The sequence below is a fragment of the Candidatus Methylomirabilota bacterium genome, from assembly GCA_035936835.1.
Classification (GTDB): Bacteria; Methylomirabilota; Methylomirabilia; order Rokubacteriales; family CSP1-6; genus AR37.
Map to the genome: position 1 here is coordinate 1 of DASYVT010000021.1, position 19,921 is coordinate 19,921.

A 19,921-nucleotide genomic window follows, 5' to 3' on the forward strand; every position below is an offset into this window, starting at 1 on the left:
GCCGAGGCCACGGCACCAAGTGCTTCGGCCTCTCGGGGCACGTGGCGAGGCCGGGCCTGGTCGAGGTAGAGATGGGCGCGACGCTGCGCGATCTCCTCGAGCGTATTGGTGGCGGAGCGGCCGGGGGCGGCGTGACCGGGGGCCCCGCACTCAAGGGCGCGGTCCTGGGCGGGCCCTCGGGCATCATCGTGCCGCCGCGCGATTTCGACGAGCCTCTCCTGCCCGGCGGCCGCGTGAATCCGGGAACGGGCGGCATCGTGGCCATCGACGAGACGGTCTCGGTGCGTGACGTGGTGAGGACGCTGCTCGACTTCAACACGCGGGAATCCTGTGGCAAGTGCACGCCCTGTCGCGAGGGCACGGCCCGGCTCCGCGACATGCTCGATGCCGAGGCCTCCCTCGATCACGCCGCCGTCGCGGAGCTCTCCGAGGTTGTGCGCGTGGCCTCGCTCTGCGGCCTGGGCCAGGCCGCCCCGCTGTCCATCCTGTCCGCCCTGCGCGAGTTCCCGGCGGAGCTACGATAGACACCGTGAAGCTGACCATCGACGGGCGGGACGTCGAGGTCGCGGCCGGGGCCACGGTGCTGGACGCCGTCAACCGCCTGCGTATCCCCCTGCCCCAGCTCTGCAAGGACCCCGACCGCGCGCCGCTCGGCGCCTGCCGCACCTGCCTCGTCCACGTCGAGGGGCAGCGCGGGCTGCCGGCCTCATGCCACCTCCCCGCGCGCGACGGCATGGTCGTCCAGACCCAGCACCCGGACGCGGTCAAGACGCGCAAGGCGGTGCTCGATCTCACCTGGTCCATGCTCACGCCGGGCGAGGGTCGCGACGGCTTCGGCCAGGTCGGCGAAGCCGCCGGGCACCATGCGCTCGCCGCGCCGAGCCATGCAGCGCATCACCACTTTCCAGTGGACCTGTCCAAGAGCTTCTTCGTCCTCGACCGCGAGGCCTGCATCCTCTGCGGCCGATGCACCACCGCCTGCGACGACGTCCAGCTGATCGGCGCCATCTCTCTCGTCGGCCGCGGCCACGACATGCGCGTAGGCGTCGCGGGCGATGGCCTGATGGGGTCCTCTGTCTGTACCTCCTGCGGCCAGTGCGTCGCCACCTGCCCGACGGGCGCGCTGAGACCGAAGGAGGCGCCGGCCAGCATCGAGCGGGAGGTCGAGACCACGTGCCCATACTGCGGCGTCGGCTGCGGCATCACGCTCAAGGTCAGACAGGACGGCCGGCTCGCGGTCATGGCCGACGACGTGCCGAAGAACCACTCGAGCCTCGGAACCTTGTGCGTCAAGGGACGCTTCGGCACGGGCTTCGTCCACGCGCGCGATCGGATCACCGTGCCCATGATCAAGCGCGACGGCGAGTGGCGCGAGGTGACGTGGGACGAGGCGCTCGACGCAGCCGCCGACGGGTTGGCGAGGAACCATGGCCGCTTCGGCGCCTTCGCATCGGCCAAGGCCACCAACGAGGACGGCTACATCATCCAGAAGCTCGCGCGCGTGGTCATGGGCACCAATAACGTGGACCACTGCACGCGGCTCTGCCACTCGCCCACGGTCGAGGCCATGCTGACCTCCATGGGCTCGGGCGCGACGTCGAACTCCTACCAGGACTACGAGGAGGCGGGCTGCCTGATGGTCGTGGGGGCGGACGCCTCAGCCAACCACCCCGTCATCGCGATTCGCCTGCGCCGCGCCGTGACCCGCGGCGCCAGGCTCATCGTGGTCAACCCCAAGCGCATCGAGCTCTGCGAGCAGGCGGACCTGTGGATCCAGGAGCGGCCGGGCACCGACGTCGCGCTCTTCAACTCGATGGCCAAGGTCATCCTCGACGAGGGCCTAGCCAACCTCGACTTCATCCGCTCTCGCACCGAGGGCTTCGAGGCCTGGGCCGCCTCCCTCGAGCCCTACACGCTGGACTACGCTGAAGAGATCACGGGCGTGCCGCAGGCGGCCATCGCGGAAGCCGCACGCTGGTATGCGCGGCCGGCCTTCTCGGGCTCCTGCCTCATCTGGGGCATGGGCATCACCCAGCACGTGAACGGCACGGCCAACGCGCATGCGCTCCTGAACCTGTCGCTGGCGGCGGGACAGATGGGTTTCACGGGATCGGGAATCTCACCGCTCCGCGGCCAGAACAACGTCCAGGGCTGTGGCGACGCGGGCGCCATCCCGACGAATCTCCCCGGCTATGCCGACTACTCGCCCGCGAGTCTCCAGCGCTTCGAGAAGGCGTGGGGCGTGAGGCTGCCCGCCACGCCGGGGCTCGTCGTCACGGAGATGACCGAGGGGTGCTTCGACGGGACGATCCGCGCCATGTACGTCGTCGGCGAGAACCCCATGCTGGCGGAGCCGGACCTCAATCACGTCGCGAAGGCTCTCAACCAGCTCGACTGCCTGATCGTCCAGGACCTCTTCATGCACGAGACGGCCGACCTCGCCCATATCTTCCTGCCGGCCGCCGCCTTCGCCGAGAAGGACGGCACCTTCACCAACTCCGAGCGCCGCGTGCAGCGCGTGAGGAAAGCCATCGAGCCGCCCGGTAAGGCCAGGGCCGACTGGTGGATCACCTCCGAGCTGGCGAAGCGCGTGGCGCGGCGGCTGGGCGCGCCGGCTCCGGGCTTCGACTTCGCCCATCCTTCGGACATCTTCGACGAGATGGCTCGGCTCTGGCCGGCCATCGGAGGGCTCTCCTACGCGAGGCTGGAAGCAGGCGGAATCCAGTGGCCCTGCCCGACGGCAGATCACCCGGGTACGCGCTTCCTGTACGGCGAGGACTTTCCGACTGGGCGGGCCCGCTTCGTGCCGGTCAGCCAAGGGGAGACGGCGGCCGAGCTGCCCGACAGCGACTACCCCTTCGTGCTCAACACGGGGCGCTTGCTCTACCACTGGCACGGCGGCACGCTGACTCGGCGTGTGCAGGGTCTCCTCGAGCTGGCGCCGCGACTTGAGATCGCTGTCAACCCGGCGGACGCGCGGCGGCTGGGCTTCGACGAGGGCGGCGCGCTCAGGGTGATCTCCCGCCGCGGCGAGCTCAGCGGCTACGCCCACGTGACCGAGGCGGTGCGTCCGGGCGCGATCTTCGTCCCCTTCGTCAAGCTCGCCGACTCGGCCGCCAACTTCCTCACCAATTCGGCCCACGACCCCACGTCCAAGATCCCCGAGTACAAGGTCTGCGCCGTGAGGCTCGAGAGGGTCTAATCGGGAAGCTCCCGGAGGAAGTCGTCGAGGATGCGGGAGAAGGCGTCGGGGGCGTCGAGGACCAGGTGGTGGTAGACGCCCAGCATGGTGACGAGCCTGGCGTTCGGGATGGCCGCCGCCATCCGCTCGGCCATCTCCTGCGGCATGATCGGTGAGAGCTCTCCGCGCACGAGGAGTGTCGGCGCCTTGATGTCGGGCAAGAGCGCCCAGCCGTCCACCGGCTTCCGGGCGCCGTTGCACTGGGGGTCGAAGCGGTAGAGAAATTTCCCTTCGCGCTCGGCAATGCCTTCGCGGCCCAGGTGTTCGAGGAGGTCGGGCTCGGCCAGCGTCTCGGCCGGCAGGAGCCTGAAGCTCCTGAGCGCAAGGTCGAGCGTCTCGTGGCGCCGGGGACCGCGGTGCCCCCGCTTGTGCATAGCCTGGAGGCGCTCGGTGGGCAAAGACGGGCGGCTGTCCACCACGCAGAGCGCCCGCACCCGGTCCGAGTGCCAGGCTGAAAAGCCCATCGAGTTGTGGCCGCCCATCGAATGCCCCACCACCACCATCCGCTCCCAGCCCAGCTGGTCCATGACGCCGACCAGGTCCGAGGCGAACTCCGCCGTGCCGTAGCGGGCATCGGGCGCCCAGTCGCTCTGCCCGTGCCCCCGCTGGTCGAGGGATATAATGTGAAACCTGTCAACGAAGGACGGCACCACGGCGTCAAACCAGTGTGAGTGGGCCGAGCCGCCGTGGAGGAAGCAGAGGGCAGGCCGGCCGGGCTGCCCCCACTCGAGGGCCCGGAGGGTCATGCCGTTGACGGTGAATGAGCGCCGCGCGGCCGCGTCACACGCATAGGAGGGTTGGGAAGCCATGGGCAGCATTGTAGCGCGGCGCCCAGAAAAAACTTTCCGCTGATCGCGCTTACCCTGTAGATTCAGGAGTGCGAATGGATCCTGTCCCGGTACCGGCCGACCACACAGAACGCTCCGTCCTCTACGGAGCCCTCGTGGTGGGCACGCTCGTCGCGATCGTCGCGACGGGCTGGGTGCTCCTGTCGCCCTCCCTGCTCCTCCAGCGCCAGGTCGCCGCGGCGACCACCCAGCCGGCCCAGATGGTGCCTTCCGCACAGCCCGCCGAGCGGCCGGTGCGCGGGCGGGTGCTGGACGCCGAGAGCGGCGCGCCGTTGGCGGGCGCGTCGGTCTGGGTCGGCCCCACCGAGACCCGAACCGACGACGAAGGCCGCTTCACCACGGAGCCCCTCAAGCCCGGCGCCTCATTCCTCGTCAAGGTCCCGGGCTATGAGCTTCGCCGCCTGACGGCGGACACGGACCGGGTGACCGTGGCGCTCGTGCCCAAGGTGGTGCGCGCCGCCTACCTGACCTACTACGGCGTGGCCGACAAGGGCATCCGCGACCGGGTGCTCGAGCTCGTGGCGCGCACCGAGCTCAACGCCGTGGTGATCGACGTCAAGGGCGATCGCGGCCTCATCCCCTACCGCACCGCCGTGCCGCTGGCCCTCGAGGCTGGCGCGCAGGGGCCGGTCATCATCAAGGACTTCGACGGGCTCATGGCCTCGCTCAAGGCGCGTAACATCTACACCATCGCGCGCATCGTCACCTTCAAGGATCACGTGCTCGCCCAGCACCGCCCCGACTGGGCCATCATCGACACGCGCACGGGCCAGCCCTGGCTCGACAACGAGAAGCTCGCCTGGGTGGATCCCTTCCGCGAGGAGGTCTGGGACTACGCCATCGCCGTGGCCAAGGAGGCTGTGGCCAAGGGCTTCGACGAGGTCCAGTTCGACTACGTCCGCTTTCCGACCGACGGCAAGCTCTCGGCGGCCAAGTACTCCCAGCCCAACAACACGCAGACGCGGCTGCCCGCCATCGCCGGCTTCCTCGCCAAGGCGCGCCGCGAGCTCGGGCCGACAGGAGCCTTCCTCGCCGCCGACGTCTTCGGCTACACCGCCTTCAACGACAACGACACCGACATCGGGCAGCGCGTCGAGGAGCTCGCCCTGCACCTCGACTACATCTGCCCCATGGTCTACCCCTCCGGCTATCACCGGGGCATCCCCGGGGTGCGCAACCCGGTGGCCCAGCCCTACGAGATCGTCAAAGAGAGCGTGAGACTGACGCGGAAGCGCTCGGCCACCCTCACCGTCCAGGTCAGGCCCTGGCTTCAGGACTTCCGCGACTATGCCTTCGACAAGCGCATATTCGGCGTCAACGAGGTCCGCGCTCAGATCCGCGGGGCGCGCGACGGGGGGGCGGTGGGCTTCATGCTGTGGAACCCCAGGAACGACTACACGGGCGGCGCGCTCGCCCCAAAAACGACGGCCACGGCGAGGGCCATCCCCTAGGCGTGTCCCGCCACCTCCGCGCCATCGCGCTCGCTGCCGCAGTCCATGCTACCGCAGCGCTCGTTCCCGCGGCTGCCTCGGCCGGGTCGCTTCAGCCGAACGAGCTCGGGCGCGTGATGATCCTCGAGTACCACAAGGTGGATCAGCCCGAGGAGCGCTGGACCCGCACCCCCGCCAACTTCCGCGGCGATCTTGAGCGCCTCTGGGAGCGCGGCTACCGCTTGGTGGCACTCAACGATCTCCTTGACGGCCGGATCGCCATCCCGCGAGGCACGACGCCTGTCGTCCTCACCTTCGACGATTCGTCACCCGGCCAGTTCAGGCTGATCGAGCGGAACGGCGACTGGGTGCCGGACCCCGACTGCGCCGTCGGCATCCTCGAGGCCTTCGAGCGCCAGCACCCGGGGTTCGGCCGCGCGGCGACCTTCTACGTCCTGCCGGGGGCCGATCCGCCCAACCGCCTGTTCAACCAGAAGGATTTGGCGGGGCGCAAGCTCCAGTACCTGGCGGCCCAGGGCTACGAGATCGGCAACCACACGCTCTGGCACGCGAATCTCGCGAAGTATTCCGAGCGCGTGGTGCGCCGGCAGCTCGCGACGGCGCAGGAGTGGATCCAGCGCCACGTGCCCGGCTACCGCATCCGGACGCTGGCGCTGCCCATGGGCGCCTACCCCCAGGATATTCGCTGGGCCATCGAGGGAGTGGAGGGCCAGGTCGCCTACCGCCATGACGCCGTCCTCAAGGTCGCGGGCGGCGCGGCGCCGTCGCCGCACGCGCGCGTCTTCGACCCCTACCACCTGCCGCGCATCCAGGCGCTCGAGAGCGAGCTCGCCCACTGGCTGGGCTACTTCGAGCGGAACCCGCAGGAGCGTTACGTCAGCGACGGCGATGCGTCGGTGATCACCGTACCGCCGGGCACCCTCGACAAGGTCCGGCGATCACCCGGAGCGAAAGTGGTGGAGCGGCAATAAAGGAGGGTTACTTATAGATGAGGTACGACGCGCGCCGCTGGAGAAAGCTCGCCCGATCCGCTTCAGCCCACTGCTTCAGGCGCGCGAGAGAGTCCCCTCGCAGAAGAGCCCAGATCGTCGAGCGGTTGACGAGGAGGTTCTGGATGCGCGTCGCCCGGAACTGCCTTGGGTAGCGCTCGAGCAGCGCCCGCCCAATGGTGAGGCCCACCGTCACCGGGCGAAGTGCGTCGCGGTCAGTGACCACGAGCCGCACCCCGCCCAGCAACTGCCCCGAGTAGACGCTGGCGTCGGGCTGGAAGTTAAGCGGCTGGAAGGTCACGCCGGGCATGGCCGCCGCGTTGAGGGCATCGGCCAGACCGCCGGGGTCGGTGATCCACGGCGCCCCGACCACCTCGAAGGGCGTCGCGGTGCCCCGCCCCACGGAGAGATTCGTCGCCTCCAGAAGCCCGACGCCCGGGTACAGGAGCGCCTCAGTCAGTGAACGGATGTTCGGCGAAGGGTTGACCCAGGGCAGCCCCGTCTGGTCGAACCACATGCTCCGCTCCCAGTGCTCGAGCGGCACGACGGTCAGCGTGACGGGGATCTTCCGCTCGCCCGCGACCATCTTGGCGAACTCGCCGAGAGTCATCCCGCTCCGGACGGGGATCGGGTGCGGAGCCGTGAAGGAGCGCAGGTCGGCGTCCATCACGGGGCCTTCGACGATGACTCCGGTGAGCGGGTTCGGCCGGTCGAGAACGACCACGGAGATGTGGTGAGAGGCCGCTTCCTCGAGGATGTACACGAGCGTCGTCAGATAGGTGTAGAAGCGCACCCCCACGTCCTGGATGTCGAAGACGAGAGTGTCGAGCCCGCGGAGCATCGTGGCCGTGGGCCGTCTGTCGCTGCCGTAGAGGCTCCAGATGGTCAGGCCCGTTGCCGGGTGCGTGCCGTGGGACACGCGCGCGTCCAATGCACCGTCGAGCCCGTGCTCGGGCGAGAAGACGGCCTGTAGCCTCACGCCCTGGGCCTTGGCGAGGAGATCGACGTTGCGCCTGCCCTCGGCGTCCACGCCGGTCTGGTTCGTCACGAGCCCGATGACCCGGCCCTTGAGCTGCGCCCAATCCTCGATCTCGAGGACGTCGAGGCCGGTGCGGGTCTTGATGCGCGACAGCCCGTCGCCCGTGGCGCGGGCGGCTGGCTGTGTCTCGCCCTCGTCGGCCACGGGCACGGTGTTGGGCGCAAGGAGCTTGACGCCCACGATGGCGCTCACGCGCCGGCGCAGCTCGAAAACGGAACCCTTGCCCGCCGGGTGGACGGGGTTCGCCAGAATGATGACGTAGGTCCGGGTCGGCGGATCCATCAAGATGGACGTGCCCGTGAATCCAGTGTGCCCGACCGAGCCCATCGGAAAGAACGAGCCCAGGGTGCGCGAGTAATTCGAGGCCATGTCCCAGCCGAGCCCGCGCGTCGCTTCGCCCGCCCCGTTCGGCGCGAACATGGCGTGGACCGACGCGCTGGAGAGATAGCGGCGCCCGCCGTCCATGCCGTCGCCGAGCAGCATCCGGCAGAAGCGCCCGAGGTCGTCCGCCGTCGAAAAGAGCCCCGCGTGCCCCGCGACGCCGTGGAGCTGGAGGGCGCGCGGGTCGTGGACCACGCCGCGCAGCATCTGGCCATGGAAGAACTCGGTCGGCGCGATGCGGGCGCGCCAGGCGGCCGGCGGGTTGAAGGTCGTGTCCCGCATGCCGAGCGGCTGGTAGAAGCGCTTCCGTGTGAAGCGGTCGAGCGGCTCGCCGCTCACCCGGCGCACGAGCTCCGCGAGCACGATGAAGCCCGTGTCGCTGTAGCGGAAGGGCGCCGTCGGCGACGGCTCCGACACGCCCGCGGCGAGCAGCCGCATGCCGTCGGGGAGGCCCTTGGCCATGGCCTCGCTGGACGGCAGGTCGGCGAATCCCGCCGTGTGGGTCAGCACCCGCCGCACGGTCAGCCAGGCCAGCGGCGGACCCTGGAACTCCTTGAGGTAGCGGCCGAGGGGCGCGTCGAGGGCGAGCTTGCGGTCGTCCACGAGGGCGAGAATCGCGGGGGTCGTCGCCACGACCTTCGTCAGCGAGGCGATATCGAAGATGGTGTCGGTGGTCATCGGCTCCACGGCCGGCGTCACGGCGCGGGAGCCCAGGGCCTTGCGGTAGAGCACGCGGTTGCCCTGGCCGACCAGGATGACGGCGCCGGGCGTGTCGCCCCCGGCGACCGACTCGCGCACGACCAGATCGAGGTCCGACCAGTCGAGGCTCTGGGCCGCCGCGGCGGCAGGGAACAGGAGGAAGGCGGCCAGGAGGGCCGCGGCGCGCCTCAGCATGGTTCCATGATAAGGGCCGCCCGGGGCGACGGCCGGGGAAAATCGCCGCCCCCGTGCTAGGATTCCACCGTCATGCAGCGGATCTTCGTTACGGGCGCCACGGGCTTCGTGGGGCACGCCGTGGTGCGGGCGCTCGTCGCCCACGGCTTCCTCGTGCGGTGCCTGGTGAGACAGGGCTCCGAGGCGGCGCTCAAGGGCTTCGAGTCCATCGACCGCGTCCCGGGCGATGTGCTCGAGCCCGACAAGCTCGCCGCCTCCGTCGAAGGATGCGGGGCGGTCGTCAACCTGGTCGGCATCATCCGCGAGCACCGCACGCGCGGCATCACCTTCGACCGTCTGCACACGGAAGCGACGGCGAACATGGTGGCGGTCGCCCACGAGGCCGGAGTCAAGCGTTATATCCAGATGAGCGCCGTCGGCACGCGGCCGGGCGCAACGTCGCGCTACCACCAGAGTAAGTGGCAGGCCGAGGAGATCGTCCGCGCGAGCGCGCTCGACTGGACGATCATCCGGCCCTCGCTGATCTACGGTCCGGGCGACGAGTTCGTCTCCGTGCTGGCCCGCATGGTCCGCCGCCTGCCCGCCGTGCCCGTGCTGGGCGACGGCCAGTACCGCGTCCAGCCGGTCGCCGTCGAGCACGTCGCGGAGGGCTTCGCGCGCGCACTCCGGCTCGCAACGGCCGCAGCGCAGACCTACGAGATCGGCGGGCCCGAGCCCTGCCGCTTCGTGGATCTCCTCGATCTGATCGGCGCGGCGCTCGGACTGCCGCGGGTCCGCAAGGTCTATGTGCCGCTTGGAGTGGTGAAGGCGATGACGGCCGCCTTGGGCTGGCTGCCCTTCTTCCCGGTGACCACGGATCAGCTGATCATGCTGGAGGAGGGCAACGTCACCGACCCCAGCCGCTTCTACACCGACTTCGGGATCACTCCCGAGCCGCTGGCCCAGGGGCTCAAGCGCATGCTCGAGACGCCGTGACGGACCACCCCTTCAAGACCACCGGGCTTCGCCACGGCACGGACGATCCCCGCGGCCTGATCGAGCGCATCGACGCGCAGCTGACGGAGCGCATCGAAGAGGCGGTGGAGATGGCCGCGCTCCACCTGCTCGTCGAGCTCCGCAAGCGGCACAACCGCCCGGCGCCGGAGACGGACAGCCGTGAGGACCGTGAGGAGTTCCAGTCCCTGGCTGGCGACCTCCTCGCGCATCTTGGGCGGGCCTTCGACGCTGGTCTCGATGCGGAGCGCCGCCCGGACCTGGAGCGGGCGCGGGCCGGGGGCGCCGATCCGCGCGCGCGTGAGCTGCGCGGCCAGATCTTCCTCGCCCGGCAGCTGCCCGACTACTGGCAGCGCCTCGAGATCCACCGGGCGGCCCATGCCGAGGCGCACCTCGCTGCCCCGCCCCCGACAACGGGCTTCCTGAAGCGCCTGTTCAACCCCTAGGCAGCCCTCAGCGTCCCGGCCCCGGTCTCCTCGAGTTCGAGCTGGGCGACGGCCCAGAGGTCCTCGCAGGAGTCCAGCGCCTTCTGCCAGCCGGCGTACTGCTCCAGCAGCGCCTGGCGCTTGGCGGCGAGCCGCGCCTCCGCCTCGTCGAGGCGTGCGCGGAGATCAGGCAGCTGTCTGGCCGAGACCTTGGCGACCCCGGCCCGGGTCGAAGCGGCTATGCGATCCAGCAACCGGTTCAGCTCATCCCTAAGCAGGCAATCCAGCGGGTTCATGTGTCCCTCCCGTCCCCTATCTAATGATGGGCCTTAATACTAAACATACGACGAGTGACACGTCAAGCCCTTTCGACTTCCGCCTGACCTGCCCGCGCCTCGCTGCCTCCATGCCACTGAGACGGTAGACCCGGGCGAGAGCTTCGGTCCGCGCGTCACGACGCTGAGATTTCCCTCTCGCTCTTGAGTTGAACATCTGTTATGGTCAGCAACATATGTTACAGCCATGGTTGCTTCTCCTGCTGAGCCTGCCGCCCCGCCCATCGAGCCTGCGCGTACGCGCATGGCGCAGGCTCAAGGTACTGGGCGCCGTCGCGCTCAAGAGCGGGGCCTACCTCCTGCCCTTCTCCCCCGACCGCTACGAGCAGTTCCAGTGGCTCGCCCAGGAAGTCCAGAAGGACCGGGGCGAGGCGACCCTCCTCAAGGTGGACCGCGTGGAGAACATGAAAGAGCCCGAGGTCGTCCGGCTCTTCGATGAGGCCCGCAACGCCGACTACGCCTCCCTCACGGACCGCTACAGGAAGCTCGGCTCGGCCAAACGGCCGCGCGCGGCTGAAGAATTGGCACGGCTCGCGCGCGAGCTGGATCGCTTGGCCGACATCGACTTTTTCGAAGCCCCAGGCCGCCAGCAGGCGCTGCGTGCCAAGGAAGCGGCAGAGCGGCGGGTGACCGGACTGCCCAAGGCAGGCGCGCGGCCGGCGGGACGGCTGGACCTGGAAGCCCTCCAGGGCCGCCGCTGGGCCACCCGCCCGCGGCCGCACGTGGACCGCATCGCTTCGGCGTGGCTCATCAAGCGCTTCCTCGATCCGGCCGCCGAGTTCGTCTTCGCCGCGGCCGACGAGCTGCCGGCCGACGCCATCCCCTTCGACATGGCGGGCGTCGAGTTCGGCCACCAGGGCGATCACTGCACCTTCGAGACCCTGCTTCACCGCTCGGGGCTTCGCGACCGTCGCCTGGCGGCCATCGCCGAGATCGTCCACGAGGCCGATGTCCGCGACGGAAAATTCCAGCGAGAAGAAGCGCGCGGCCTCGATCTGGTCCTGCGCGGGCTCCTCGCCGCGATCAAGGATGACCACGAGGCGCTGGCACAGGGCCTGACCCTGTTCGACGGACTGTACTCGACGATTGGAGAGCGCCGATGAGCGAGCCGCGAACGACCTGGAGCCTCATACGCTACTTCCTCTATCTCGGCAGTCTCGGATTCGGCGGGCCCGCGGCGCTGGTGGGCTACATGCAGCGCGACCTCGTCGAGAGCCGCGCCTGGTTCACGAAGGACGAATACGTGAAAGGTCTGGCGCTCTCTCAGCTGGCGCCGGGGCCCCTCGCCGCCCAGCTCGCGATCTGTCTCGGCTACAGTCACGGCCGGATCTGGGGCGCGACGCTGGTCGGCGTGGCCTTCATCGTGCCGTCCTTTCTCATGACGGTGGCGCTGGGCGCGCTGTACGTCGGCTATGGCGGGCTGTCCTGGATGCAGGCGGTCTTCTACGGAGTCGGCGCGGCGGTGATCGGCATCATCGTCCGCTCGGCCTGGAGGCTGGCCAAGCTGACCATGGCCAGGGACAGGCTGCTCTGGGGCGTCTTCGCCATCATGGCCGTGGTGACGGCGTGGACAGAGTCGGAGATGGCGGCCCTCTTCATCCTCTCGGGCATCGTCATCATGCTGATCAAGGCGCCGCCCCGGCGCCTGCTGGCCCTGGTCGGCTCGAGCAAGTCGCTCCTGAGCGCCGCGTGGCCTGCGCTGCTCCTGACGGGCCTCGGGTCCCCCGCCACCTCCGGCATCCTCGCCCAGATCCTGTGGTTCTTCACCAAGGCGGGCGCTTTCGTCTTCGGGAGCGGGCTCGCCATCGTGCCGTTCCTCTACGGCGGCGTGGTGCAAGAGCACCAATGGCTCAATGACAAGCAGTTCCTCGACGCCGTCGCGGTCGCCATGATCACCCCGGGGCCGGTGGTCATCACGGTCGCCTTCATCGGCTACCTCGTGGCCGGTCTGGGCGGGGCCATCGCGGCGGGCATCGGCGTCTTCCTGCCGGTGTACCTCTTCGTGATCGTGCTCTACCCCTTCTTCGACCGGTGGAGCCGCATCGCACAGGTCAAGGCCTTCGTGATGGGCGTGACGGCGGCGGCGGCAGGAGCCATCGCCGGCGCCTGCTTCGTCCTCGGCAGGCGGGCGATCTTCGACGTGCCGACCGCCGCGCTCGCGGTGGCCGTCTTCCTCCTGCTGTGGCGGTTCAAGGTCCCGGAGCCGATCCTCATCATCGCGGCCGGCCTGGTAGGGCTGAGCGTGTTCTGGCTGCGGGGCGCCCTATGAGAGCGCTCCTGGTCACGTGCCTCATTCTTCTCACCGCGGGAATCCTGGATGCTCAGCCACCCGGGGGTTGGCTCTTCGGCGCTACCGGACGCGGCACCGCTCGTTGGACTGAAGAGGCGACGGGCCTGACGTATCGAGGCGGCGCCGCCTTCGGCTGGGCCGTGCTGCCGGCCTCCTCGCTCCGCGACGGCTTCGTGCAGGCGCGCTTCAAGCCGATCTCCGGGCGCGAGGATCAGGCGGGAGGCGTGGTGTGGCGCTGGCGTGACGCCGACAACTACTACGTCGCGCGGGCCAATGCGCTCGAGGACAACGTCGTCGCCTACAAGGTGGTCGGCGGGCGGCGCATCACGATCGCTCCAGTCGGTGCCCCGGAAGGCACCTACGGGGTCAAGGCGAAGGTGGCGAGCGGCGTGTGGCATACACTCCGCATCGAGTTCCAGGGAGCCGAGGCGGCGGTGATCTACGACGGCAGTCGGCTCTTTACGGTACGCGATGACACCTTCCGCGAAGCCGGCAAGATCGGCGTCTGGTCCAAGGCCGACAGCATCACGGAGTTCGAACCCCCTCAATTTGGAGGCAAGCCATGACACATCAGAAGGTCCTTTTCGTCTGTCTGCACGGCGCGGCCAAGAGCGTCCTGGCCGCCGCCGATTTCGAGCGCATGGCCAAGGAGCGCGGCCTGTCCATCGCCGCCGAGTCGGCGGGCACCGAGCCCGATGCCGAGATCGCGCCGCCGGTGCTGGCTGCGCTCAAGGCCGAGGGCGTGGACATGGCCGGGCGAAAGCCCAGGCTCGTGACGCGCGAGATGGCGGCCGGCGCCACGCGAGTCGTCGCCTTCGGCTGCGATCTCGGTGTCGCGGTCCCCGCAGGTGTCACGATCGACCAATGGACGGACGTGCCCGCGGTAAGTGCCGGCCTGCCGGCAGCCCGCGCCGTCATTCGCGCTCACCTCGAGCGGCTTCTCGCCGCGTACGAAGGATCGCCGCCGCGAATGGAAACATGACATGACTCTGACACGATCACGACAGTTGGTCCTGGCCCTGGCTCTTGGAGCACTCAACATTCTCGCGACATCGGCCGACACCGCGGAACGCACGGCGGAATCGAATGTGGCCGACTGGCAGCCTATAGCGGAGGCGTTCGGCAGGCCCGGCACACTGCTGCCAGGTGACATCTATCGTGTAGGTCTACCGAGGACGGATCTGACCGTCACCGTCCAAGGGGTGCAGGTCAAGGCCGGATTCGCACTTGGATCGTATGCCGCGTTCAAGAAGATGGGCGCGAGCGCCATGGTCATGGGCGACCTCGTCTTGCTCGACCAGGAAATCAATCCCGTTATGTCGGGCCTCCATGAGCGTGGATTGATAGTGACGGCGCTTCACAACCACTTGATCAACCTGTCGCCACACGTGATGTACCTGCACTACACCGGCCACGGCGCCCCCGCGGATCTTGCGCGAAGCCTACGAGCCGCGCTGTCAGTCACGGGCACGCCGTTCGGGCCGCCTGCGCAGGGTACGGGGGGCGAGCTCGGCATCCCCAAGACGCAGGTCGACGCCGTCATCGGGCGCACCGGCACGATCAACAACGGCGTCCTCCAGTTCTCGGTCGCCCGCGCCGAGCGAATCACCGAGGGAAAGGTGCTTCTGCTGCCCGGCATGGGAGTGGCGACGGTCATCAACCTTCAGCCCACCGGAGACGGCAAGGCCGCCGCGACGGGGGACTTCGTCCTAGTCGCCCGCGAGGTCAATCCCGTGGCGCGGGCCCTTCAGGCCCATGGCATCCAGGTCACCGCCATTCATCAGCACGCCCTGGCCGACAATCCGAGACTCTTCTACATGCACTTCTGGGCCAACGACGACGCGGTTCAGCTCGCCCGCGGACTCAGGGCCGCGCTGGACTTGACAAATAGCCCGAAGGAGAAACCCCAATGAAATGGGTCGCGCGCGCGAAGGCCCGCGTGGACAGGATCGCCTGCCCATGGCTCATCCGCCGCTTCATCGACAAGCAAGCGGAGTTCCTCTTCGTCCCTGATGCCGAGGTGATGGCAACGGCCGCGCGCGAGAGCGCGACGCCCTACGACGTGCCGGGGGTCGAGCTCGGCCATCAGGGGGAGCGCTGCTCCTTCGACGCCTTCCTCGACAAGTACCGCCTCACCGACCCCGCGCTCCAGGCGCTCGCCCTCATCGTGCGCGGCGCTGACACCGACGCGCGCGGCATCGCGAAGGAGGCCTGGGGGCTCTACGCCGTGGCGAGCGGCTTCCGCGAAATCAGCCGCGACGACTTCGAGAACATGGAGCGCCAGTTCCCCGTCTACGACGCGCTCTATGCCTACTGCCGGAGCGGGCTGCCGCGTGGGGCGTGACGCCCGGCTCGTCTTCGTCGCGAAGACGGCCCGCACCTTCTGTTACGGCTTCCTCGGCGTCCTGCTCCCGGTTTATCTCAGCGAACTGGGGTTCGACGCCCGCGAGTTGGGAATCGCCGTCACCCTGACCCTCCTCGCCAGCGCGGCCATGACCTTCGGGATCCGCTGGCCGGCCGAGCGCTGGGGCCCACGCGCCGCCCTCATGACACAAGCCGCGCTCATCGCCGTCTCGGCCGTGGTCTTCCTGTTGACGCGCCAGCCGTGGGTGGTCGTGGCGGCGGCCATGGCCGGGAACCTGGCGGTCGGCACCGGTGAAACCGGCCCCTTCCTCTCGCTCGAGCAGGTGATCGTCACCCGCGACACGCCGCGCGAGCGACTGACCACCACGCTCAGCTGGTACAACCTAAGCGGATACGCCGCCGCGGGCCTGGGCGCCGCCGCCGTCACGCAGCTCGGCACCTCCCCCCAGCCGCTCTTCCTGCTCTTCCTCCTGAGTGGCGTCGCGCAGATGGTGACGTACGGGCTCATGCGGCGGGAGCCGCCGCGCCACGCCGCGGCGCGGCACGCCGAAGGCACGCCGTCGCGGCCCTTCGTGCGCCGCCTCGCCGTCATCTTCGCCCTCGACTCCTTCGCCGGCGGCTTCGTCGTCCAGAGCCTGATCGCCTATTGGTTCTACACACGCTTCGGCCTCGGCCTCGACACGCTCGGCTGGATCTTCTTCGGCGCCCAAATCCTCTCGGGGCTCTCGCTCCTGCTGGCGGCCCGTGCGGCGCCGCGGCTCGGGCTCGTCAATACCATGGTCTTCTCCCACCTGATCTCCAATGTGCTCTTGCTCGCCGTGGCCCTGTCGCCCGTGGCATGGCTCGCCATCGCGTTCCTCCTCGCTCGCCACCTCCTGTCGCAAATGGACGTGCCGACCCGCCAAACATTCCTGATGCTGGCGGTGCGCGACCACGAGCGGGAGCACGCCGCGGCGATCACCAACATGAGCCGGAGCCTCGCCCAGTCCGTAAGTCCCGCACTCACGGGCTTTGCGATGCAGGGCCTGTCGCTGACGATGCCGTTTTTCCTCGGCGCAGGCCTCAAGATCGTCTACGACCTGTGGCTGTACGCCACCATCCGCCATGTGAAGACGTCATGACGCTTCTCCTAACCCGGAGCGACGTGGCCGACCTGCTACCCATGGACGCGTGCATCGAGGCTGTCGAGCATGCCTTCAGGCTGCACGGCGAAGGCCGGGCGGACCCACCCGGCATCCTGGGCGTCCACGCGCGCGATGGAGGCTTCCACATCAAGGCGGGCATCCTCGATCTCGGCCGCCGTTATTTCGCCGCCAAGACCAATGCCAATTTTCCAGGAAATCCGGAGCGCTTCGGGCTGCCGACCATCCAGGGAGTGCTACTCCTCGCCGATGCGGAGCGGGGCGCTCCCCTGGCGCTCATGGACTCGGCCGAGATCACGGCGCTCCGCACAGGCGCCGCGACCGCGGTCGCGGCGCGCCACCTCGCGCGCCCGGATGCCGCGGTGGTCACGGTGTGCGGATGCGGGTTGCAAGGGCGGGTACAGCTCCGCGCGCTGGCCGCCGTGCTGCGTCTCACCCGTGCCTATGCCATCGACCGTGATCCGGCCCGGGCGGCCGGCTTTGCCAGCGAGATGTCCCAGGCGCTCGGCTTTGAAGTCCTGGCGGCCGACGATCTCGACGCGGCGGTCCGGGCCAGCGATATCTGCGTCACCTGCACCCCATCGCGCACACCGATCCTTGGGCGCGCCCCGGTCGCCCGTGGGACTTTTATCGCGGCGGTCGGCGCCGACAATGAAGACAAGCAGGAGATCGAGCCGGCGCTCATGGCCTCCTGCGCCATCGTGGTGGACGTCCTCGAACAGGCCGCCACGATCGGCGACCTGCACCACGCCATCACAGCCGGGGCGGTGACCACGAGAGACGTGCGCGCCGAGCTTGGACAGGTGGTCGCCGGGCTCCGGCCGGGCCGCCGCTCTGACGACGAGATCGTCGTCTTCGACAGCACCGGCATGGCGCTCCAGGACGTGGCCGCGGCGGCCGCCGTCTACGAGCGTGCCGTCCGAGCCGGGCGTGGGCTCGAGGTCAACCTGGCCGCCTGACGGGTGCTACACTTGGCGCCGTGAAAAGCCGGACCATTCGCCAGACGGTGACGCTGCCCGCCTCCCCGCGCATGGTCTTCAAGGCGCTCGCGGACTCGAAGCAGCACTCCGCGTTCACCGGCTCGAAGGCGCAGATACCGAAGCGGGCGGGGAGCAAGATGACCGCCTACGGCGGGTACATCTCCGGGAATGTCCTGGGGCTCTGGCCGAGGATGGGGCTGCTTCAGACGTGGCGCACCACCGAGTGGCCCAAGGGCGCTCCGGACTCGCGGCTCGAGATCAGGCTCGCGCCCTCGGGGAAGGGCACGCGACTCACCATGATCCACTCCGCCGTGCCGGCTTCACAGGCCGCGCGATATGCAGCCGGCTGGAAGGCCTTCTACTGGGCGCCACTCCGCCGCTACCTCAAGCGCCGCTCAGCGAAGTAGCCGGCGCAGGCCGAGATCCACCAGGCGCGGGGCGATGACGCTCGCGATCGCAAAGATCCAGGACGGCCGGAAGGGATAGACCTCCGGGCGCGGCCGCCTGACGCAGCGGAGGATGCACCGGGCGACGTGCTCGGACGACTGGATCGGGCCGTGGGGTCCCGGCCCGGCGCGCCGCGCCTCGACCTCGTGGAACTCCGTGGCCGTGCCGATCGGGTACACGAGGCTCACCGAGATGCCCGTGCCCGCGAGCTCCACCCGCAGCGTCTCGCTGAACCCGCCGAGCGCGAACTTGGTGGCGCTGTACGCGCCGCGAAAGGGCACGCCGCGGCGCCCGACGATGGACGAGACATTGATGATGTGCCCCCGCCCCTGCCGCCTCATCCACGGCAGCACGGCCTGCGTGGCCGTAAAGACCGCGATGACGTTGAGCTCGAGGAGGCCGCGGAACTCGTCGGGCTTGGTGTCTTCCACCGTGGCGGACAGCCCCCGCCCGGCGTTGTTGACGAGGACGTCGATGCGTCCCCAGCGGGAGGCGACGTCGTCCACCATGGCGCGCACCGCGCCCGCATCGGTCACGTCGGCGCCGTAGACCGCCGCCTCGCCTCCGGAGGCCGCGATCTGCTTCGCCAGGCGGTCGAGACGCTCGCGCCGCCGCGCGCAGACGGCCACGCGCATCCCCGCTCCTGCCAGGCCACGCGCCGTCGCTTCCCCGATCCCGGCCGACGCGCCGGTGACGATCGCCACCCTGCCGGCGAGCGAGCTCAACGCGGTGGGCCTGCGGCTACTTGCCGGTGACGGCCTTGACGGCTTCCTGGGTGACCGAGACCATCCGGTCGAGCTGCTCCTCGGTGATGACCAGCGCCGGACAGAAGAAGATGTTCTCCATCCGCGCGCGCGTGATCACGCCGCGCTTGCTCATTTCCTGCATGAGCCGCGCGCCGATCTTTTGGTCCGCGCCGTAAGACTTCTTCGTCGCCTTGTCCTCGACCAGCTCGACGGCCGCCAGCAGCCCCTTGCCCGAACGGATGTCGCCGACGTTCGGATGACTGTCGAAAGCCGCGTGCAGGGCCTTGTGCAGGCGCATGCCGAGCGCGGCCGAGCGCTCCGCGAGCCGCTCGCGCTCCATGATCTCCACGTTCTTGAGGCCGACGGCGCAGCAGGTCGGGTGCCCCGAGTAGGTGTAGGCGTGCATCCACTTGTCCTCGGGCTTGACCGAGTCCATGGCCTCCTTGACGTCCTTGGAGACCATGATGCCGCCGAGCGGGAGATAGCCCGAGGACACGCCCTTGGCGAAGGACATGATGTCGGGCAGCACGTTCCAGTGCGTCATCGCGAACCAGTGACCTGTTCGGCAAAAACCGGTGATTACTTCGTCGGCGATGAAGAGGACCTGGTGCTTGTCGCACACCTTGCGCACCAGCGGGAAGTAGTCGTCGCTCGGATAGATGACGCCGCCGCCGCCGTGGATGGGCTCGGCGATGAAGGCCGCCACCGTGTCGGCGCCTTCGCGCAGGATCGCCTCCTCGAGCAGGCGCGCCGCGGTCTGCCCCGCCGTCTCGCCAGGCTTGGCGCCCTCCTGGCGGTACGGGTAGCAGGTCGGGATGTGGACGAAGCCCGGCACCCGGGGCTCGAACATCTTCCAGTAGGGCGGCATGCCGGTGGCGCTCATCGCCTGGAGCGTCACGCCGTGGTAGGAGTTGAAGCGCGAGATCACCTTGACCTTGTCGGGCTTGCCCTTGGCCTTCCAGTAGAAGCGCGCCGTCTTGAACGCTGATTCATTCGACTCGGCCCCGCCGCACGTGAAGAAGACCCCCTGCATGTTCGGGTACGAGATCGAGATGAGCTTCTCCGCGAGCTGCACCGCCGGGATGTTCGACGAGCCCGCGTAGGCCGAGAAGTAGGCCAGCTCGCTCATCTGCGCCGCGGCGGCCTTCGCCAGCTCCTCTCGGCCGTGGCCGACGTTGGTGTTCCAGAGCCCCGCCAGGCCGTCGATGTACTCTCGCCCCTGGATGTCGGTGATCGTGGCGCCGCGGCCCTTGACGTAGACCATGGGCTCGAGGTGATCGCTCGGGTGATGCAGCGGGTGGATCAGGTGATCCTGGTCGGACTTGATCAGCTCTGCGGCCTGCACGGCCATCGGAT

The 19,921-nt window shown here is 69.1% G+C and carries 20 protein-coding genes; 15 read left to right on the forward strand and 5 right to left on the reverse strand.

What is annotated here, in order from left to right; genetic code table 11:
* Positions 1–524 (forward strand): NADH-ubiquinone oxidoreductase-F iron-sulfur binding region domain-containing protein (locus VGV06_01700; protein ID HEV2053868.1); only part of this gene is annotated, 524 nt, incomplete at its 5' end.
* A 5-nt stretch (positions 525–529) separates the two neighbouring features.
* Positions 530–3,202: a formate dehydrogenase subunit alpha gene (fdhF, locus tag VGV06_01705; GenBank protein ID HEV2053869.1), complete on the forward strand. Its 2,673-nt coding sequence runs from the start codon at positions 530–532 to the stop codon at positions 3,200–3,202.
* On the opposite strand, the gene VGV06_01710 is transcribed toward fdhF, so the two are convergent.
* Positions 3,199–4,050: an alpha/beta hydrolase gene (locus tag VGV06_01710; GenBank protein HEV2053870.1), complete on the reverse strand. Its 852-nt coding sequence runs from the start codon at positions 4,048–4,050 to the stop codon at positions 3,199–3,201. The two genes, fdhF and VGV06_01710, sit on opposite strands and share 4 nt — an antisense overlap.
* Positions 4,051–4,124: 74 nt before the next feature.
* Between VGV06_01710 and VGV06_01715 the strand changes: the two genes are divergently transcribed.
* Both VGV06_01715 and VGV06_01720 read left to right on the forward strand, forming a co-directional pair.
* A complete protein-coding gene (locus VGV06_01715; GenBank protein ID HEV2053871.1) occupies positions 4,125–5,540 on the forward strand; it encodes a putative glycoside hydrolase in 1,416 nt (471 codons plus the stop codon).
* A gap of 2 nt (positions 5,541–5,542) precedes the next feature.
* Positions 5,543–6,511, forward strand: coding sequence for a polysaccharide deacetylase family protein (locus VGV06_01720; GenBank protein HEV2053872.1), 969 nt, complete (start codon positions 5,543–5,545; stop codon positions 6,509–6,511).
* 7 nt (positions 6,512–6,518) lie between these two features.
* Here the strand turns inward: VGV06_01720 and VGV06_01725 are convergent, their stop codons facing one another.
* Positions 6,519–8,843: an exo-beta-N-acetylmuramidase NamZ domain-containing protein gene (locus tag VGV06_01725; protein HEV2053873.1), complete on the reverse strand. Its 2,325-nt coding sequence runs from the start codon at positions 8,841–8,843 to the stop codon at positions 6,519–6,521.
* A 72-nt stretch (positions 8,844–8,915) separates the two neighbouring features.
* On the opposite strand from VGV06_01725, the gene VGV06_01730 reads away from it, so the two are divergent.
* Both VGV06_01730 and VGV06_01735 read left to right on the forward strand, forming a co-directional pair.
* Positions 8,916–9,818: a complex I NDUFA9 subunit family protein gene (locus VGV06_01730; GenBank protein ID HEV2053874.1), complete on the forward strand. Its 903-nt coding sequence runs from the start codon at positions 8,916–8,918 to the stop codon at positions 9,816–9,818.
* Positions 9,815–10,282 (forward strand): hypothetical protein, encoded by a 468-nt coding sequence (locus VGV06_01735; protein ID HEV2053875.1) that lies wholly within the window; start codon positions 9,815–9,817, stop codon positions 10,280–10,282. Before VGV06_01730 ends, VGV06_01735 begins: the two co-directional genes overlap by 4 nt.
* Here the strand turns inward: VGV06_01735 and VGV06_01740 are convergent.
* Positions 10,279–10,557 carry a hypothetical protein gene (locus VGV06_01740; protein ID HEV2053876.1) on the reverse strand — a complete coding sequence of 93 codons (279 nt, stop codon included), beginning with the start codon at positions 10,555–10,557 and terminating at the stop codon, positions 10,279–10,281. The genes VGV06_01735 and VGV06_01740 overlap by 4 nt on opposite strands.
* A 230-nt stretch (positions 10,558–10,787) precedes the next feature.
* On the opposite strand from VGV06_01740, the gene VGV06_01745 reads away from it, so the two are divergent.
* From VGV06_01745 to VGV06_01785, 9 genes are read left to right on the forward strand one after another with little or no spacing between them, the layout of a single operon-like run.
* Complete coding sequence (locus VGV06_01745; GenBank protein HEV2053877.1) at positions 10,788–11,699, forward strand: chromate resistance protein ChrB domain-containing protein; 912 nt, start codon at positions 10,788–10,790, stop codon at positions 11,697–11,699.
* Positions 11,696–12,865 carry a chromate efflux transporter gene (gene chrA, locus VGV06_01750; protein HEV2053878.1) on the forward strand — a complete coding sequence of 390 codons (1,170 nt, stop codon included), beginning with the start codon at positions 11,696–11,698 and terminating at the stop codon, positions 12,863–12,865. Before VGV06_01745 ends, chrA begins: the two co-directional genes overlap by 4 nt.
* Positions 12,862–13,452, forward strand: a complete 591-nt coding sequence (locus VGV06_01755; GenBank protein ID HEV2053879.1) for a hypothetical protein — start codon at positions 12,862–12,864, stop codon at positions 13,450–13,452. The genes chrA and VGV06_01755 overlap by 4 nt, the downstream gene beginning before the upstream one ends.
* Positions 13,449–13,868, forward strand: coding sequence for a hypothetical protein (locus tag VGV06_01760; GenBank protein HEV2053880.1), 420 nt, complete (start codon positions 13,449–13,451; stop codon positions 13,866–13,868). The genes VGV06_01755 and VGV06_01760 overlap by 4 nt, the downstream gene beginning before the upstream one ends.
* 1 nt (position 13,869) lies before the next feature.
* Positions 13,870–14,799 (forward strand): DUF1259 domain-containing protein, encoded by a 930-nt coding sequence (locus VGV06_01765; protein ID HEV2053881.1) that lies wholly within the window; start codon positions 13,870–13,872, stop codon positions 14,797–14,799.
* Complete coding sequence (locus VGV06_01770) at positions 14,796–15,230, forward strand: chromate resistance protein ChrB domain-containing protein (protein HEV2053882.1); 435 nt, start codon at positions 14,796–14,798, stop codon at positions 15,228–15,230. The genes VGV06_01765 and VGV06_01770 overlap by 4 nt, the downstream gene beginning before the upstream one ends.
* Positions 15,220–16,371, forward strand: a complete 1,152-nt coding sequence (locus tag VGV06_01775) for an MFS transporter (GenBank protein ID HEV2053883.1) — start codon at positions 15,220–15,222, stop codon at positions 16,369–16,371. Before VGV06_01770 ends, VGV06_01775 begins: the two co-directional genes overlap by 11 nt.
* Entirely contained in the window at positions 16,368–17,351 is a 984-nt protein-coding gene (locus VGV06_01780; GenBank protein HEV2053884.1) for an ornithine cyclodeaminase family protein, read from the forward strand. Before VGV06_01775 ends, VGV06_01780 begins: the two co-directional genes overlap by 4 nt.
* A gap of 20 nt (positions 17,352–17,371) precedes the next feature.
* Positions 17,372–17,779, forward strand: coding sequence for an SRPBCC domain-containing protein (locus tag VGV06_01785; GenBank protein ID HEV2053885.1), 408 nt, complete (start codon positions 17,372–17,374; stop codon positions 17,777–17,779).
* On the opposite strand, the gene VGV06_01790 is transcribed toward VGV06_01785, so the two are convergent.
* Positions 17,768–18,544, reverse strand: coding sequence for an SDR family NAD(P)-dependent oxidoreductase (locus VGV06_01790; GenBank protein HEV2053886.1), 777 nt, complete (start codon positions 18,542–18,544; stop codon positions 17,768–17,770). The genes VGV06_01785 and VGV06_01790 overlap by 12 nt on opposite strands.
* Positions 18,545–18,560: 16 nt before the next feature.
* Complete coding sequence (locus VGV06_01795; protein ID HEV2053887.1) at positions 18,561–19,916, reverse strand: aspartate aminotransferase family protein; 1,356 nt, start codon at positions 19,914–19,916, stop codon at positions 18,561–18,563.
* Positions 19,917–19,921 lie beyond the last annotated feature (5 nt).